General features: G+C 51.3%; 13 protein-coding genes. 3 read left to right on the top strand and 10 right to left on the bottom strand.

Annotated elements, in window-relative coordinates; translation table 11 throughout:
* Positions 1–17: 17 nt before the first annotated feature.
* From BUB06_RS13895 to BUB06_RS13865, 7 genes are all read right to left on the bottom strand, one after another.
* Positions 18–1,094, bottom strand: a complete 1,077-nt coding sequence (locus BUB06_RS13895; protein ID WP_039473676.1) for a LacI family DNA-binding transcriptional regulator — start codon at positions 1,092–1,094, stop codon at positions 18–20.
* 388 nt (positions 1,095–1,482) lie between these two features.
* Positions 1,483–2,541 (bottom strand): ferric ABC transporter ATP-binding protein, encoded by a 1,059-nt coding sequence (fbpC, locus tag BUB06_RS13890; RefSeq protein WP_039473674.1) that lies wholly within the window; start codon positions 2,539–2,541, stop codon positions 1,483–1,485.
* 5 nt (positions 2,542–2,546) lie between these two features.
* Positions 2,547–4,625, bottom strand: coding sequence for an ABC transporter permease (locus BUB06_RS13885; RefSeq protein ID WP_010307024.1), 2,079 nt, complete (start codon positions 4,623–4,625; stop codon positions 2,547–2,549).
* Between the two features lie 394 nt (positions 4,626–5,019).
* Positions 5,020–6,054, bottom strand: a complete 1,035-nt coding sequence (locus BUB06_RS13880; RefSeq protein ID WP_010307028.1) for an ABC transporter substrate-binding protein — start codon at positions 6,052–6,054, stop codon at positions 5,020–5,022.
* Positions 6,055–6,091: 37 nt separating this feature from the next.
* A complete protein-coding gene (gene uhpC, locus BUB06_RS13875) occupies positions 6,092–7,417 on the bottom strand; it encodes an MFS transporter family glucose-6-phosphate receptor UhpC (RefSeq protein ID WP_010307031.1) in 1,326 nt (441 codons plus the stop codon).
* Positions 7,418–7,506: 89 nt separating this feature from the next.
* Complete coding sequence (locus tag BUB06_RS13870) at positions 7,507–9,084, bottom strand: MASE1 domain-containing sensor histidine kinase (RefSeq protein ID WP_039473670.1); 1,578 nt, start codon at positions 9,082–9,084, stop codon at positions 7,507–7,509.
* A gap of 3 nt (positions 9,085–9,087) precedes the next feature.
* Positions 9,088–9,717, bottom strand: coding sequence for a response regulator transcription factor (locus tag BUB06_RS13865; RefSeq protein ID WP_010285873.1), 630 nt, complete (start codon positions 9,715–9,717; stop codon positions 9,088–9,090).
* 230 nt (positions 9,718–9,947) lie between these two features.
* Here BUB06_RS13865 and BUB06_RS13860 point away from each other — a divergent pair, with 230 nt between their 5' ends.
* Entirely contained in the window at positions 9,948–10,763 is an 816-nt protein-coding gene (locus tag BUB06_RS13860) for a MetQ/NlpA family lipoprotein (protein ID WP_039473669.1), read from the top strand.
* A 224-nt stretch (positions 10,764–10,987) separates the two neighbouring features.
* Complete coding sequence (locus BUB06_RS13855) at positions 10,988–11,932, top strand: pectate lyase family protein (protein ID WP_039473666.1); 945 nt, start codon at positions 10,988–10,990, stop codon at positions 11,930–11,932.
* Between the two features lie 169 nt (positions 11,933–12,101).
* Here BUB06_RS13855 and cuyB read toward each other — a convergent pair whose 3' ends face one another.
* Positions 12,102–12,818, bottom strand: a complete 717-nt coding sequence (cuyB, locus tag BUB06_RS13850) for a cysteate racemase (protein WP_010298365.1) — start codon at positions 12,816–12,818, stop codon at positions 12,102–12,104.
* Positions 12,819–13,057: 239 nt separating this feature from the next.
* Between cuyB and hypT the strand changes: the two genes are divergently transcribed.
* On the top strand, positions 13,058–13,957 hold the full coding sequence (gene hypT / locus BUB06_RS13845; protein ID WP_039473663.1) for a hypochlorite stress DNA-binding transcriptional regulator HypT: 900 nt from the start codon (positions 13,058–13,060) through the stop codon (positions 13,955–13,957).
* An 87-nt stretch (positions 13,958–14,044) separates the two neighbouring features.
* Here the strand turns inward: hypT and BUB06_RS13840 are convergent, their stop codons facing one another.
* On the bottom strand, positions 14,045–15,349 hold the full coding sequence (locus BUB06_RS13840) for a dicarboxylate/amino acid:cation symporter (protein ID WP_039473660.1): 1,305 nt from the start codon (positions 15,347–15,349) through the stop codon (positions 14,045–14,047).
* Positions 15,350–16,010: 661 nt separating this feature from the next.
* Entirely contained in the window at positions 16,011–16,904 is an 894-nt protein-coding gene (locus tag BUB06_RS13835; protein ID WP_039473657.1) for a GntR family transcriptional regulator, read from the bottom strand.
* Between the last annotated feature and the right edge of the window lie 41 nt (positions 16,905–16,945).

The following is a 16,945-nucleotide window of genomic DNA, read 5'->3' as shown; positions in this document are numbered from 1 at the left end:
ACAAACAGTGTAAAGGGTTACAGCCTTTGTAGCTGGCGTGTAATGTCCAACAGGTTTTTAGTGAGTTCTTGCAGGGAGGCGTGGGTTGATGAATGTACGGCGGTGCTGTGGCGTACGATCAGTTCGGTGGGTAACAGCAGTGACGTGCTCTGGGTAGGATCGCGTAGCGTGTCGAGCAAACGGGTGACGCCTTCTTTACCTAATAGCCTAAAATCCTGGCGAATGGTCGTTAGTGGTGGGGTGTAATACGCGCTGTCCTGAGTATCGTCAAAGCCGATCACTGACATCTGCTCCGGTACGCGAAGGCCATATTCGTGCAGCGCGCGCAGGACGCCAAGTGCCATTTGATCGTTCGCGACAACAATGGCCGAGACGCGCAGAGATTGCCCCAGTAGGGCCAGCGTTTGATGGTAACCGGATGCGGCGCTCCAGTCACCGTGTAGCACCGAAGCGGGGGACAACTGCTGTTTTTCCAGCTCGGCCAGCCAGCCTTCATAACGCAGGCGGGCGGAGATCGACGTCATTGGCCCGGTCAACAAGGCAATGTGTTGATGCCCCAGCTGTACCAGATGCGTGATGGCTAAGCGTGCGCCGTGATCGGGATCGAACATGACGTTGAGTATGTCGGTATGCGGATCGGCATCCATAAACAGGACGGGCGTGTCGGCACAGGTTTGGCTAATGTGGGCGACGTCATCCGTGGATAGCGGAACATTCACGATAACGCCGCTGACACGCTGAGAAAGCAGGTCGTTAACGGCGTTATTGCAGGTGTTGACATCTGGGCTGCTCAGCATGGACATCACGATGTTAATGCCTAGCTGACTGGCGGTGCTCTTAATTGCGGCGGCAATTTGTGAAGGCGCGTGCAGCGAAAGATCGGTAGTGACCAGCCCCAACGTGGTGATGGTTTTCCCTGCCAGCTGCTGGGCGACGCGATTAGGCGTGTAGTTAAGCGCCGCCATCGCCTGTTCGACTTTACTGCGAGTACGGGATGAAACATGAGGCGCTTGGTTCAGCACGCGGGAAACCGTCTGATAGGAAACCCCAGCGTACTCGGCGACATCATTTAGTGTTATGGGTTTCTGTTTCATCGCGGCGATTCCGTGCGTGATTATGTACTTGAAAGAGCATTATCATAACAAATCGCGCAGGGAATCCGTAATTGGTGTGCGTATTCCGGTGTAATCAACGCAGGCCGAAGAGAAGCTGACGTTTGTAGGGGTTTTTAGATGTTTGTAGAAAGTAAAACCGGGAGCGGATACTAACGGCCAGACTGATGACAAACCTATGTGCAGAATGAAAGCGGTAGTAACGGAATAGAAGAGTAAAGCGTTTGAGCCAGGGATGGCGCAATCCGAGCGCACAGGGATGTGTTTACAGCGTCTTTACGATCTATCCGTTACTACCGCTCGACGGCCTTTGCCCACAAACCGGGAGCAAGCGCTCCCGGTTTGTGGTGGATAGTGAGTTATTCGATGTTTACTGCTCCGACAACACAAACATGCCGTAAGGGTGAATTTGCAGATAGTAGCTGTCGCCCGGATTCGGCTGAAGCTGGGTTGCGTTAACCTGCAACAGCATGGACTGACCGTGCCAGTCCACCTGCACTTCATACTGTGGCCCCATGTAGGCGACCTGCGTGATGGTGCAGCGCTGGCTTTCGTCACCCTGATGGCTGAGCGTAATGGCTTCCGGGCGAATACCGACGACGGATTCGCTTAATCCGGCGGCAAAGCCCTGCGGACGCGGAATTAGATAGCCGTAGATATTCACACTGTCTGCCGTAAAGGTGGCAGGGAAGATATTGGCATCACCCATAAAGCTGGCCATGAAGCGGGAAGCTGGCTGGCGGTAGAGCTCCTGCGGTGCGCCCAACTGCATGATTTTGCCTTTGTTCATCACCAGAACCATGTCGGACACCGCAAAGGCTTCGCTCTGATCGTGCGTAACATACAGCGAGGTGATGTTGAACTGCTGCTGAAGCTCACGGATTTTCTCACGCATGCTGCGGCGCAGGTTGGCATCAAGGTTACTCAGCGGTTCATCGAACAGCAGGACTTTAGGTTTGAGGATCAGCGCACGCGCCAGAGCGACACGCTGTTGCTGTCCACCAGAAATCTGGTCGACATAGCGATCTTCAAATCCTTCCAGGTCGACCAGCGCCAGCGCTTCTTTTACGCGTTGATTGATTTCCGCCTTCGGACGACCGAGCATTTTCAGCCCGTAGCCGATGTTTTCCCCCAGCGACATGTGTGGGAAGAGGGCGTAAGACTGGAACACCATGCAGATATCGCGCTGTTGAATGGAGCGCTCGGTGACGTCTTCGCCATCGATGAAAATCTGGCCTTCCGTCGGCTTTTCCAGACCAGCAACGGCCCGCAGTACCGTGGTTTTACCGCAGCCAGAGGGCCCCAGCAGCGTGACCATTTTTCCCTGTGGGATCGCCAGATTCAAATCATCAATGACGGTGTTGTTGCCGAAACGTTTAGTGATGTGCTTCAGTTCGACAAAGCTTTTTTCAGTATTCAAGGTAATCACTCCGCTTAGGCATTATTCTTGGCTTTCGTGCGGGAAATCCGCGCTTCACCGACCAGATAATCGAACAGGAAAATAATGGCCAGCATGACCACAATCAGGATGGAACCGTAGGCAATCGCCATACCGTATTCACCGTCTTCCACGCGGTTAAGAATGTAAGACGTGGCGACGCGAGTATCCGGTGTAACCAGAAAGATAATGGCGCTGACGGTAGTAATCGCACGCACGAAGCTGTATATCAGCGCAGACAAAATGGCCGGACGCAGCAGCGGGAGCAGAATATAGAACACCGTGCGCATCGAACCCGCACGCAGGCTGAGCGACGCCTCATCGAGCGATTTATCCAACTGTCCCAGTCCGGCAATACCCGCACGGATACCAACCGGCACGTTACGCATGACCATCGACATGATGACGATCACCGCCGTTCCCGTTAAGTAAACCGGCGCGCTGTTAAAGGCCAGAATATAAGACACACCGGCAACCGTGCCCGGTACCGCAAAGCACAGCATGGTGGTGAACTCGATGGCTTTCTTGCCGTAGAACTGCTGGCGCACCACGATGTAGGCGATAAGCAGCCCAAACAGTGCCGTAATCGGCGCAGCGATACCCGCGAACAACAGCGTATCCAGCAGGGAAGGCCAGGCACCGTCGCTAAAGCCTTGCCCGAACAGCTTGCTGAAGTTTGCCAACGTCAGGGTGTAATCCACGCCCCAGTTAACGGTAAAGCTGCCGTAGAAAATGCTGCCGTACAGCAGGACGTTAAAGGCAATCCAGACATAAAGCAGGATGCTGACGATCCACACCAGCGAAACGGGTAGCGGCTGCACATCACCCCGAGAGGACTTACCAGAAATCGTCACGTAGGAGCGTTTACCGATCCACAGATATTGCACGCAGAACACGGCCAGTGAGAACACCAGCAGGACAACGCCGAGCGTACTGGCTGACTGGTAATCTAGCTGTGCCCCGGTAATGTAGAAGTAAATCTGGGTCGCGAGTACGTCGAAGTTACCGCCCAGCACCAGTGGGTTACTGAAGTCAGCCAGCGATTGGACGATCACGATCAGGAACGAGTTGGCGAGCGCCGGTTTCAGCAAGGGCAGGAAAACCCGCTGAAAGGTTTGATAGCGGTTGGCACGCAGGGTGTACGACGCTTCTTCCAGCGACGGATGAATTGTCTTCATCGCGCCTTCCAGAATCATAAACGACATTGGCGTGAAGGCGAGCACCTGCGCCAGCCAGATGCCGGTAAAACCGTACAGCCAGTTGGTGTTCGTCAGCCCGAACCAATCCACCATCAGCTCGGTCATGTAACCGGAGCGGCCCATCATCAGAGTTACGCCTAGCCCGACGACAAACGGTGGCGTAACGATAGGCAGAATAGAGAAAATTCGGCCAATAATCGCGGAACGGCGGGCGATGCGCGAGGTGTAGATCGCCAGCACCATACCGAAGAAGGTACAGCCGATACCGACGGCAACCGACAGCAGGAATGAGTTCCAGATCACCCGTAAAATATGTGTCTGACCCAAAATCTGCATAAATGCCAGCGGCGCGAATTCACCGCTGTCGTTGGTGAACATCGGGATGAAGATAGCGATGCTGGGGTAAAGGATAAAGACGCCAATCAGCGCGATGATGCTGATGAGCGAGCCGATGACGAAGCGATCGCCACCCAGCCAGTCCAGCCGCGATAGCGCCAGCGTAATAATCGCACTCAGCGCGACAAACAGCGCAATAGTGCCATAGCCCATCCCGCGACCTTCAACCGTGGCACTGATGACCACGAAAAGGGCACAGAACAACGCGTAAGCTGCATCAAAACGGTGGCGGCCACGCTGTTCCCGACCGGGCGTAAGCAGTGGACGTGCCAGCAACCCGACTGGGAGCAGGAACCACAGCAGGCTGATATTCAGGCTCGACCAGCTGTAGGCCGCCAGCAGTTCATCGCGTGAGGCATCCAGCAGGCCGTAATCCAGGCTCCACGCTGGCAGCAGCAAAAATGTTGCTGCAATCAGCGCCAGCCACAGGAAAACGGGATCCCGCTTAGGCGTCGGTGAAAGAGTTAGTGTGTGTGACATGATGGTTCCCTGGTGCGTGCAAGTTTTATACCCGTCATACTTCAAGTTGCCTGTGCGTTGGCTGCCCTTACTCACCCCAGTCACTTACCTGAGTAAGCTCCTGGGGATTCGCTCGGTTGCCGCATTACAAGGCTATAAATGAGCCTTGCCCTAACGGGCCAACGCATAGCGTTGTTCAAAACGCTAACGTTTTGTCACTCAACTCGAATTATTTAGGGATATTGAGTTGTTTTATGAGATTGAATCGTCACAGGTATTGGTTGGTGAATAATATTGAGTAATGGTTAATTAGCGATGCTGAGAACACGGCGTTAAGCGAAATGCGAGCTTACCGCTGTGTTCCCGTTGTTTTGCAATCAATAAAGGTCAATGAATCAAGGGCAATGAATCGAGATTATTGGCCCATTTTGACTTCGTTAACCCACTTGGAAATCAGCTCTTTACGCACGTCTGCTGCGCCGTATTTGTCCATGTCGTAGTTGATCAGTTTCAGATCCTGCAACTTCAGCGACAGCGGAGAGGCTTCGGCGGTGGTGTTGGTCAGAATCTGGTAGGACTGGCCTTTCTTCCAGGAGAGTTCCTGTGCTTCTTTTGACAGTGCCCAGTCAACGAACAGCTTGGCGTTATCCATATTGCGTGCGCCTTTCAGGATGCTGACGCCGCCAATTTCATAGCCGGTGCCTTCACACGGGGAGATCAGCGTCAGCGGGGCGCCTTTCTCTTTTTCCAGCGAGTAGTCATGCAGGAAGCCGATGCCGATGGCGGTTTCGCCACGTGCAGCGTTACGTGCCGGGGCAATACCGGATTTGGTGTACTGCGACACGTTGGCATTCAGTTTTTTCAGGTAATCAAAGGCCTGATCCTGGCCCCAAAGCTGGGAGAAGGTCGCCAGTGCGGTATAGGCCGTACCGGAACTTTGTGGATCGGCAATCTGGATTTCGCCTTTGTAGACCGGGTTGGTCAGATCTTTCCAACACTGTGGAACGGGCAGGTTTTTCTCTTTCAGACGATCGGTGTTGACGCCAAAACCGAGAATGCCGACGTAGACGGCAGACGAGTAGTTGCCTTTACGTTTGGCCGGATCGCGGAACTGCGGCATGATCTGATCAAGATTTTTAGACTGATAGGGTTCCAGCAGATCCATTTCACCTGCTTGAGATTGCGGGTCCAGCGTGCCGCCGTACCAGACGTCAGCCTGTGGATTTTTCTTCTCTGCATCGACTTTCGCCAGCGTGCTGCCAGAGCCGTTGCGGATAAAGGAGGTTTTAACGTCGTATTTTTCACCGAAGGCCTTGGCTTCTTCCTCGCAGAAGGCGTTCGTGGCGCTACAGTAAATGACCAGGCGACCTTCCGCCCGAGCGGTGGTGGTGGTAACGGCAGCAACGGTCAGTCCAGCGGCGATGAGGGTAGTTAAGGTACTCAGTTTCATGATGTTTTCCTTTATAGGTGTCTATCTGTTGTTATTGCTATTTTGATGTCATCAAACGTTCCCGGCGGCTGACACCTGCCATCAGCAGCGGCATCAGTAACAGTCCGATGCAGGCTGAAGCCAACGCCAGCAGAGTAAAAAATCCCGACCATCCGTAGTGTTGCAGCACCTGTGCCAGCGGCCAGCCCGCCAGCGCTGCCCCCAGATAGGCAAACAACGCCAGAAAACCTGTCACCGTGCCTGCGGCATCCTTATGGCTGTATTCCGTCGCAGCCAGACCAATCAACATCTGTGGTCCAAAAACAAAAAAACCGATACTGAAGAAACAGGCCGCGAGCAGTGAATAGTGGTGAATCGGTGCCAGCCACAGCGCGGTCATGGTTAAAAACAGCCCTAATGCAAACAGCAAAATCATCGGTGCGCGTTGACCACGAAACAGCAGGTCTGAACCCCAGCCGGCAAACAGCGCCCCCATCAATCCGCCCAGTTCAAACAGCGACAGCGTGGCGTTCGCGCTAAGCAGATTGAAACCGTGACTCTCCGACAGCCAGATGTTCCCCCAGTCATTCAGTGCGATGCGAATCAGGTACACCAGAATGTAGGAAACCCCAAGCAGCCAGATGGTACGGTTCCGCAAAATCGCATCGCGCAGAATCTGGCGCATCGGCATCGGTGGACTCTGTTGCTCCTGACGCAGTTCCAGCGCATCGCGCCGCCACTGGCCGACACTTGGCAACCCCTGTTGCTGCGGCTTGTCGCACAGCTGCCAGCATAGCCACAGACCAATCACAATGCCGATGATGCCCGGCACCAGCAGCGCCGCCTGCCATCCCCATTCGGAGGCCAGATAGCCCGCCAGCAGGGGAACCGCCGCACCGCCGATGTTGATCGATGTATTCCAGCATCCCCACCAGAGGCCGCGCTCATTGCGCGAATACCAACTGCTCAGCAGTCTGGCGCAAGGCGGCCAACCCCAGCCCTGAAAGAACCCATTCAGCGCCCAGACAATCAGCAAACCCGTGAGCGACTGGCAGTACATGAACAGAATGTTCAACACGCCAGTAATCATCAGCCCGACACCCATAAACCAGCGCACCTGACTGCGATCGCACACGATGCCGGAAATAAATTTGGATGCACCGTAACAGAGATAAAACAGCGTCCCCAGCAGACCGATATCGCCTTTGCTTAACCCTAATTCCAACTGCATCACCGGCATGACGAAGTTGATGCTTTTACGCGTCAGGTAAAACGTGGCGTACCCGATGACCATGGAAATCAACAACCGCGGTCGCCAGTAGCGATAACGCTGGCTGATTTGTGTTGGTGAAAGCTGTCCCGGTGGAAACATGGGTGCCTGCATGGGGTTCTCCGTCGCGTTGAGAGAAGAGTAGGGGGATGTGAATTAAAAAGGATGAGACAAGGTTTTAGGCGACTAGGAATAATTCCTAGCTAATCGTCTTTTTGTTTAAATTTTGTGGGCAGGTTAACAATTATGTGCGTACCGCGCGGCGTGGCAGATTCGCTAATGGTGGCTGCTTTTACCAGCCAGTTACCGCCCAGCGCCTGTACACGCTCCTCGATACCTTGCAGGCCGAAGCCACCGCCTGTCGGGTTCGGCCTGTCTTTTTGTGCGATGCCCACACCGTTATCAATGACGTCGAGCGTAATCAGGTCATCCTGCTGGGAAAGCCGAACGGTAATCTGCGTCGCGCTGGCGTGCTTGTTGATGTTGTTAAGCAGTTCCTGCACCAGCCGGTAAAGCGTGAAAACCACCACGTCATCATGCGGAGGCGTGGGGATCTGATAATCCAACTGAAACTGGATGCCGCGAGCCGAGAAGGCAAACTCGTCTGCCAAATGATGTAGCGCTTTATCTAACACCATTTCATCCAGCACCGGCGGGCGCAGCTGGCGCAGAAGCTGGCGGGTGGTGTGGTGGATGCGCCGCGACAGTTCGCTGATTTGTCCGGCGGCATGCTGGGCGGCATCGGCGGGCGCGCTGTGTTTCACCAGCATGGCCTGAATCTGAATCGCAGTGATATTTTGGCCGATGTCATCGTGCAGCTCGCGCGCGATGTCTTTGCGCACGGCCTCTTCGGTGTGGATGATGCGCTCCATAAGCCGCCGCCGGGTCTTCAACTCCTGCTCCAACTGGTGGCGGTAGCGCTGGAGCCGCTGTGCCAGCTGTTGCTGACGGCTTATTGCGATCCCCAGCCCAATGCCGAGTAGCGCCTGCGTGGAGAGAAAGAGTTCCAGCTCGCGCAGATCGTCGAAGGCTCCGCTCACCTGACGCGTGACGGCAATCATCAGGCTGCCGAGCACGGCGGAGAGCACGCCGCCTTGCCAGCCGAATTTATACGCCATGACCACGTTAGGTAGAAAAACGAAGATCAGCAGCAGGCGTTCCATCTCGGGTGTAAACGTCATTTGCAGGCAAACGCCGATAGAAAAAAACAGCGAGCACCAAATCAGCAGTGAGGTGCGCAGCGGCGGATCGGGGATCTCCTGTGCCAGCAATGTCTGCAAGTGCTGCTGCTTGATGTATTCGTACAGCAAATAGATGAACGGAATCAGCAGGACGCCGCCGGTAAACGTCGCCAGCAGCGTTTGTGTCAGCTGCGAATGTAACCAGGGGCCGATGGCGATGCCGTGCAGAACGGTGTTGAGTGTCAGCGCCGCCAGTAATAGCAGGAGTCGCTGCCAATAAAGCGTATAGCGATGCCAAATTTTATGCGTGATGATGGCCGGAATCAGGCTAAGGAACGGGGAAAGTAGCAGCAGCGAACGCGTCATGAGCTGTTCGCTGATAAGCCAGCTCTGGATGGCGATTTCCGCAAGTAGCAAGGTTGGCCAGTATTTGCGCGGCAGCAAAATCATCAACGCCAGCCGCAGCCCTTGTGGTAACAGCAGCGCCGCCTGCTGGCCGTTGTTGCTCAAATAGAAACTGATGGTCCACAGCGCCAGCCAAATCAGGCTATAGAAAAAGGCGAGAAACAGCGTCATACCAATGACGTGCAGGCGGCGCATGATTTATTTTCCAGCCAGCAGTTGGTGTTGCAGCGCAAAGTGCACCAGCTCTACCGTGGATTCACATTGTAATTTACTGAGAATATTGGCGCGGTGAACGTGAACGGTCTTATGGCTGAGTTCGAGCTGTTCAGCGATGCTTTTCACACTAATCCCGTTGATCAGTAAGCTGAATATTTCCCGCTCGCGTGGGGTCAGCGCCAGTAGCTCTTTCGGTGGCTGTTGTTGATGGCGAATGGCGTGCAGTGCATCGGCGCAGAGGTAAAGGCCGCCGCTGCTAACCACGCGAACCGCCTGCACTAACTCTTCCGGGCCGCAGCGCTTCGTGAGATAGCCGCCCGCGCCCGCGTCCAGCGCGCTTTGTACAAACGCCGTGGTGTCATAGATGCTCAGAATAATGGCGCGAAAATTGGGGCGCTGCTGACGAAGACGGGTTAATAACGACAGGCCACTTTCGTCCGGCATGGCGATATCAATCACGGCGACGTCAATCGGCTGTTTGAGTAGATGGGGCCACGCCTGCGCCGCCGAAGCATATTGTCCAACAACCTGAATGTCATTTTCTAATGTCAGAAGCTGTGCAAAGCCAGACCGTACAACGATGTGATCGTCAACTAAAGCCACATTAATCATGGTTTCGCCGTGTGAATGCAAAGTCATCAAAACGTCATAATGCGGGGGAATGCAGAGGCGAGCAATAGCAGATAGGTAAAATGGAATCGGCTTAACAGATATCACCACACTTATTCATCGAATAATGAAATGCATATTCATAGAACGCGGAGTTATTTGACTCGGTGAATTATGGAGCGTTACTGTTTTTCTCTTTAAATCAATACAGTTACGATATCAGGTAAACCAGAATGATGAATAAATGGCGTATAGCGCTGGTGGCGGGAATGGTTACGGCGGCGATGGTGTTGACGGCATGCGATAGCGCAAGTCACTCTGCCAACCACATTAAAGTCGGTGTGATTAACGGCGCGGAACAGGACGTCGCCGACGTCGCGAAGAAAGTGGCAAAAGAAAAGTATGGCCTGGATGTTGAGCTGGTGGGGTTCAGCGGTTCGCTATTGCCGAACGAGGCGACGGATAAAAGCGATTTGGATGCAAACGTCTTTCAGCATCGTCCTTTCCTCGAACAGCAAAATCGCGAACACGGTTATAAGCTGGTGGCGGTAGGAAATACCTTCGTTTTCCCGATGGCGGGTTATTCGAAGAAAATTAAAAATATCAACGATCTGAAAGACGGCGATACCATTGCGATTCCTTTCGACCCTACCAATCTGGGGCGAGCGTTGCTGCTACTACAAAAGACCGGATTAATTACTCTAAAGCCTGACACGGGCTTATTGCCGACGGTGCTGGATATTACGACCAACACACACAACCTGCGTATTATGGAAGTGGAAGGGGCACAGTTGCCGCGTTTGCTGGACGATCCGCAAGTGACGGTAGCCATTATTAGTACGACCTATATTCAGCAAACGGGCTTAACGCCAACGAAAGACGGTATTTTTATTGAGGATAAAGAATCACCGTATGTGAATATTATTGTGACGCGTGAAAATAATAAAGAGGCGGAAAACGTCAAAAAATTTATTCAGGCCTATCAGTCTGATGAAGTTGAACAGGCTGCGAACCGTATTTTTAATGGCGGCGCGGTAAAAGGCTGGTAATGATAATAATGTGATAATCGTAGCGCTGCCATTTTACTAAAAGATGGCAGCGTATTAATTGGGTTTTGAATTATTCGCAAGGTTGTTTTTTTATTAAACTCGATTAATAAGCGTAATGAAATCCTTTATATACAATTTTTAATTGTCGGAGGCGTATTATTTAGTCTCAATTAAATAAGACGCTGGAAGACATTATTATTCACTCATTGTAAAAAGGAATATTTATGGCTTATCCAACAACAAATCTTACTGGGCTTATTGGTTTTGCAAAAGCGGCAAAAGTTACCGGAGGAACGGGCGGTAAAGTCGTTACGGTAAATTCTTTGGCCGATTTTAAATCAGCCGTGAGCGGTTCCGCAAAAACTATTGTGGTGCTGGGAACATCGCTGAAAGCCTCGGCATTGACCAAGGTGGTATTCGGCAGCAATAAAACCATCGTCGGTTCTTTCAGTGGCGCTAATGTACTGACCAATATCCACCTGCGTGCTGAGAGCAATTCATCTAACGTCATTTTCCAGAATCTGGTTTTTAAACATGATGTTGCCATCAAAGATAATGACGATATCCAGCTGTATTTGAACTACGGTAAGGGATATTGGGTGGATCACTGTTCATGGCCTGGGCATACGTGGAGCGATAACGATGGTAGCCTCGATAAACTGATTTATATCGGTGAGAAGGCGGATTACATCACGATCAGTAACTGCTTATTCTCAAACCATAAATATGGTTGCATCTTCGGTCATCCGGCTGATGACAATAACAGCGCTTACAATGGCTATCCACGTTTGACTATTTGTCATAACTATTACGAAAATATTCAGGTGCGTGCGCCCGGCCTGATGCGTTATGGTTATTTCCACGTCTTCAACAACTACGTCAATAAATTCAACCTGGCCTTTACGGTTGCGCAGAATGCCAATGTAATTTCTGAGCGTAACGTATTTGGCACCGGCGCGGAAAAGAAAGGAATGGTGGACGATAAAGGCAATGGTTCAACCTTTACGGATAATGGCAGTTCACCGGCTGCGGTGGCGAGCAAATCGCCTGCGGCGAAATGGACGGCGTCATCTAACTATTCATACAGTTTGATGACCACTTCAGCGGCGAAATCCTGGGTGGTATCTAATGCGGGAGCGCAAAATAGTGCTCTCAAATTCCCATCGTAATCGTTGAACGTATATTGAATGACGTTCCAGTATGCGCGGTATTTTATTGTGAAGTGAAATGCATTAAATACTGAGTCTATCGCACTATGCCACTCGGCGAATTTGTTAATGCCGAGTGGCATAGTTATTGGTTCATGTTCAACGCAATATAATAGGTTCGTTCAAAAAATTAAGCGGCGATATTATTTCTCGTATTGTGAGTAAAATACCACTCGACTGTTTTCTTAATTAACTCTTCCGTTGCATCGACATAGTGTTGCGGTGATGTTCTGACTTCCTGCTCCAGAATCAGGGGAAGCTCGGTACAACCCAGAATAATTTTCTCAACGCCAGCCTGCAACAGGCGATCTTTTACCGGTGACAACAGGCTATAGGCTCCGGCGATATCACCCGATTTATACGCGTAGATGCTTTCCATTACCTGGTGTTGGTCTGCATCATCCGGCGTGTAGCAATCAATATTATCGGTAATCAGGTTGTCCTGATAAATTCTCGCTTTGACCGTCGCTGTCGTCGCCAATAGGCCGACGCGTGTGGTGTTGGCATGCTTAATCGCCTGACAGGTCACATCAATAATGCTGATCATTTCCGCACGGCACTGCTGTTTTAAGTCATTAAACCAATAGTGCGCGGTATTGCATGGGATAATGATGCATTCAGCGCCCGCGTTTTCGAGAATTTTCATATATTGCAGCATTTTATCCAGCGGTGACGCGCTGTGCTGGAGAATGCATTGTGTTCTGTCAGGGATATCAGGAATAGAAACCGCAATCATCGGAATATGGTCTTGGTCCCGATAGGCTGGCGTGTTTTTGATCAGTTTTTGCATCGCATCGACGGTTGCACCCGGCCCCATACCGCCAAGAATTCCCACGAGACTGTTCATGCTGTTAACCCTGTAGCATTATGAAATTAAAAGGATAATCGCACACTGCCGGGCAATGTGAATTGCTAAATTCCCATCTCCTATGTGGGATTTGCATAACTATTAGCATCCCTATGCTTTTATTGGTTTTAACGGTGTATAGTGGGCAGCAGCTTTATTGGCGATGTAGGTCGCTGGCAGATATAGAACGTTGGCATAGGGAGCGAAAACATGGCGCTGAGCGTTTTGAGTGAGGGACGATGCTGAATAATATCGAAACCAAGTGGCTCTATGATTTTATCGTGCTGGAAGAACACCGGAGTTTTACGCTGGCAGCCGAGAAGCGGAATATCTCTCAATCCTCATTCAGTCGGCGAATTCAGGCGCTGGAAGCGGCGGTTGGGTTTGATATTTTCGACCGTAGCGCGTTGCCGCTACAGTTAACCGAGCAGGGGCGCGTGTTCCACGCCTATATCCGCAATACACTGGACGATTTGGAGTATCAGCTTAATAAGCTGCACGGCGGGGACAATTACAAGAATAAGATCACCATCGCCGCGGCACATTCGCTGTCGGTCTTCATCATGCCGGAGCTGTTAAAAGACGTGCCGGACCCGCAGGAAAAAATCTTCTATGTCGAATCGATCGATGTCGATGAGGCGGTGCTGAATCTCAAGGAAGGGCGCAGTGACTTCATTTTCTCATTTTACAATGAGGATCTGATGGGAGAGCCCTTCATGCACGAGAAGATACTGGAGTCCCGGCTTTATCCGGTCTGCGCGTGTGATAGCGCAGGGAAGCCGCTGTTTGATGTGAGCGCCTCATCGGTGCCGCTACTCAACTATACCGAGACGAGTTACATGGGGCGTCAGGTCAGCCGCTATTTATCCAGCGTCGACAGCGATAAGTTTACGGTCAATTTCGTCTCTTCCATGAGCGACTTGCTCAAACGTATGACGAAGAAAGGTTATGGGATTGCCTGGCTGCCGGACTATTCCATTCAGGAAGAGCTGAAAAACAAAGAGCTGACGATCCTGAGTATGGAAAATGCCGTGATCCGCATGGGCGTTTATCTGTATCGCCTCGATGCGCGGTTGAACGTGGCTTCTGAGAAATTCTGGCGCTACATGAAAGGGCTGTCATTAGCATCTGGGTTATAAACGTCGCGACAGCGTTGGCAGTGCAACGAGAGATAAAAAAATAGCGGCCCGAAGGCCGCTATAGATGACATATTCACTTACTCAGTATTAGCTATTTTGCGTAGCCTGCTGAGGTTCCTTATAGGCGACGACTTCGTCGGCAGCCTCTTCCTCATCATCGCGCACGTCTTTTTCCAGACTGGCCACAACGGCGGTAGAGATACTGTTACCGATGACGTTAGTTGCAGTACGGCCCATATCCAGGAACTGGTCGATACCGATAATCAGCAGGATACCGGCTTCCGGCAGGCTGAACATTGGCAGCGTTGCGGCAACCACCACGATGGAAGCACGCGCTACGCCCGCCATCCCTTTACTGGTGATCATCAGCGTCAGCAGAATCAGGATTTGTTCAGTAACGCTCAGGTCGATGTTGTAAGCCTGTGCGATAAACAGAATCGCAAAGGACTGGTACATCATAGAACCGTCGAGGTTGAATGAGTAACCGAGCGGCAGCACAAAGCTGGTGACTTTTTTCGGCACGCCGAACTTGGTCAGCGCTTCCATGGTTTTCGGATAAGCAGATTCACTGCTCGCCGTGGCGAAAGCCAGCATGGTCGGTTCACGAATCAGTTTCGCCAGTCTAACGATGCCTTTACCCAGGAACAGGTAGCCAACCAGGAACAGAACGCCCCATAGTACGGCCAGACCGAGGTAGAACTCACCGATCAGTTTACCGAAGTCGTAAAGCAGACCCAGACCTTGCGTGGTAATCGCGGAAGCGATTGCGGCAAAGACAGCAATAGGGGCCAGCGCCATCACGTAGTCGGTCACGCGGAACATCACTTTGGTCAGTTCTTCGATCATGGAAATGATCGTGGTCGCGTGCTTGTTGTGGCCTTTTACATAGGCAAGCGCGGAGCCGAAGAACAGAGAGAACACCAGAATTTGCAGGATCTCATTGTTCGCCATCGCTTCTACGATACTTTTCGGGAAGATATGGCTGATGAAGCTCTTAAGCGTAAAGCTGTCGGTGTTCAGGCCTGTCGCAACATGCTGTACGGGGATTTCGAGATTCATGCCCGCGCCAGGTTGGAACAGGTTGGCGAAGACCATACCGATAAGCAGGGAAATGAACGAGGCGCTGACAAACCAGATCATCGCTTTCATACCGATACGGCCAACGGCAGAAGAGTTTCCTCCCATGCTTGCCAGGCCGGAAACCAGCGTAGCGAAGACCAGTGGCGCGATGATCATTTTAATCAGGCGCAGGAAGATATCGGTAACCATGTTGAAATAAGATGCAACTTCTTTCGCTCGACTGCCGTCAAGATATTGATGGCAAGCCCAGCCGATTAATATTCCCAGGACGATAGCCAAGACTATCTGTACAAGTAACTTCTGCCTTTGCATATAAACCTCATGTTGATGAATTGATTCAGACAACACAATATTATTGCCGCGTGATGGCTGGTGCTTTCCCTGAATACACCAATGCCTCACCCGAACCTGTTATTGGGGTGTTGTGTCTGCCCGCCGATATTACAACGATTCTTGCTTTTTACATTTTTTTTCTGCGGATTGTTATGTAATTGTGATCTTTGTCATGCGAAAAATGCATGTCCATGTCGCTTGTAATGATAAATAGGGATGTGATGCGCAGATCGCGTAAATCGTGATATTTTTATTAATTCATTATTAAACAATGGTTTAATTTGGTTTTTTGCTGGTAAAGGCAGATGAGTCAAGGTGTTGAAGTAGTGTTGCTAATGATAGGTGGCGATACATCAATAAAACAGATGGTGAATTACTTAAAGATTAAGTAAAAATAAAAGAACAATTAACGAAAAGTTTATATACATGCCATTTCATGAGTAGATTAATTTTTTAATTATTTAAATCGTGACTTTGTTTTTGTAATCTATGCTTCTTTTTTTTGTTGTTGATTTAAAGTTTAATTATTGCTCTATATGTTTCTATTTGTAACTGCTTGGGCGTTTAGGGTGTTTAAAATGGTGTTTTTTATTTTTTAAACATATGTTACTGATGATTTGAGGCCTCGCTGTTGGTTATTTCACCGAAAAAGATCGATGCTCACTTTATCGTGACACGCTTTTTCCAGATGTTTTTTCATCCACTCTGCCGCTGTTTCGATCTCTCCCCGCTGCAGGAAATCCAGAATCGCCAGATGCTCTGCAATCTGTTCCAATCGCTTGGGGTTGAAGGCTGGACTCCCTTGGCGATATTCCACCAGACGCCGTAATTGATTGATTCGTTGCAAACTATGGTGGGCGAAGCGGTTGCCGCTACAGGCAAGCAGCGTTTCATGAAAGTGCGTATTGGCATCAAACATTTCATGCGGTGTGAGCGTCAGGTAACCCCCATTGAGAATGTCTTCCTGCTGCTTACGACAGGCGCTGAGCGTGTGCTGATCGATACGAAACTGCGGCGACAGCAGACTGACCGGCTCGACCAGCAGGCGGAAAGTAAAACTTTCCTCATAGGCCGTGACAGAATCGATAATCGGCGTGGTTCGCCAGCCTTGCCCAGTGCGGAACTCCAGCCAACCTTCCTGTTGAATACGCGTCAGGACATTACGCAGTACGGAGCGGGACACCTGACATTCACGCATCAGATCCACTTCTGAAAACTGTTCCGGCAACCGGCGGGAAAGGCGCATATCAACAATCTTCCGGTAGAGCGGCTCTTCACTGCTGGCGGCTAACTCGGTGACCAGATGCCCTAATTCATCGGCATGGCAGTCAAGATAAAACCCCCGATTGCGGTGGTAATGCAGCATGCCTTTTTCCGTCAGATACAGCAGCGCGACCTTGACCGGCGTGCGCGAGGCGTTCAGTACCTGCGCCAGCGACGATTCGATCAGGTGAGCGCCGGGCGGCAGCTGTTCGCGGCGAATGTAGGCGACAATCTGTCTGACAATCCTTGTCTGTAGGGGAGTTAAAGCCATGGCTATCCTGCTATGTCGGTTAGGGTGTTACGAGGAATCTT

Origin of the sequence: Pectobacterium carotovorum, assembly GCF_900129615.1 — a bacterium.
In the GTDB taxonomy this organism is placed as follows: domain Bacteria; phylum Pseudomonadota; class Gammaproteobacteria; order Enterobacterales; family Enterobacteriaceae; genus Pectobacterium; species Pectobacterium carotovorum.
Note: the sequence above shows the minus strand (reverse complement) of the source record. Positions and strands in the feature narration are given on the sequence as shown.

Coding starts and splice junctions, on each gene's coding strand:
- BUB06_RS13895 (WP_039473676.1), bottom strand. CDS start 1,094: ATGAAACAGAAACCCATAACACTAAATGATGTCGCCGAGTACGCTGGG.
- BUB06_RS13885 (WP_010307024.1), bottom strand. CDS start 4,625: ATGTCACACACACTAACTCTTTCACCGACGCCTAAGCGGGATCCCGTT.
- BUB06_RS13880 (WP_010307028.1), bottom strand. CDS start 6,054: ATGAAACTGAGTACCTTAACTACCCTCATCGCCGCTGGACTGACCGTT.
- uhpC (WP_010307031.1), bottom strand. CDS start 7,417: ATGCAGGCACCCATGTTTCCACCGGGACAGCTTTCACCAACACAAATC.
- BUB06_RS13870 (WP_039473670.1), bottom strand. CDS start 9,084: ATGCGCCGCCTGCACGTCATTGGTATGACGCTGTTTCTCGCCTTTTTC.
- BUB06_RS13865 (WP_010285873.1), bottom strand. CDS start 9,717: ATGATTAATGTGGCTTTAGTTGACGATCACATCGTTGTACGGTCTGGC.
- BUB06_RS13860 (WP_039473669.1), top strand. CDS start 9,948: ATGATGAATAAATGGCGTATAGCGCTGGTGGCGGGAATGGTTACGGCG.
- BUB06_RS13855 (WP_039473666.1), top strand. CDS start 10,988: ATGGCTTATCCAACAACAAATCTTACTGGGCTTATTGGTTTTGCAAAA.
- cuyB (WP_010298365.1), bottom strand. CDS start 12,818: ATGAACAGTCTCGTGGGAATTCTTGGCGGTATGGGGCCGGGTGCAACC.
- hypT (WP_039473663.1), top strand. CDS start 13,058: ATGCTGAATAATATCGAAACCAAGTGGCTCTATGATTTTATCGTGCTG.
- BUB06_RS13840 (WP_039473660.1), bottom strand. CDS start 15,349: ATGCAAAGGCAGAAGTTACTTGTACAGATAGTCTTGGCTATCGTCCTG.
- BUB06_RS13835 (WP_039473657.1), bottom strand. CDS start 16,904: ATGGCTTTAACTCCCCTACAGACAAGGATTGTCAGACAGATTGTCGCC.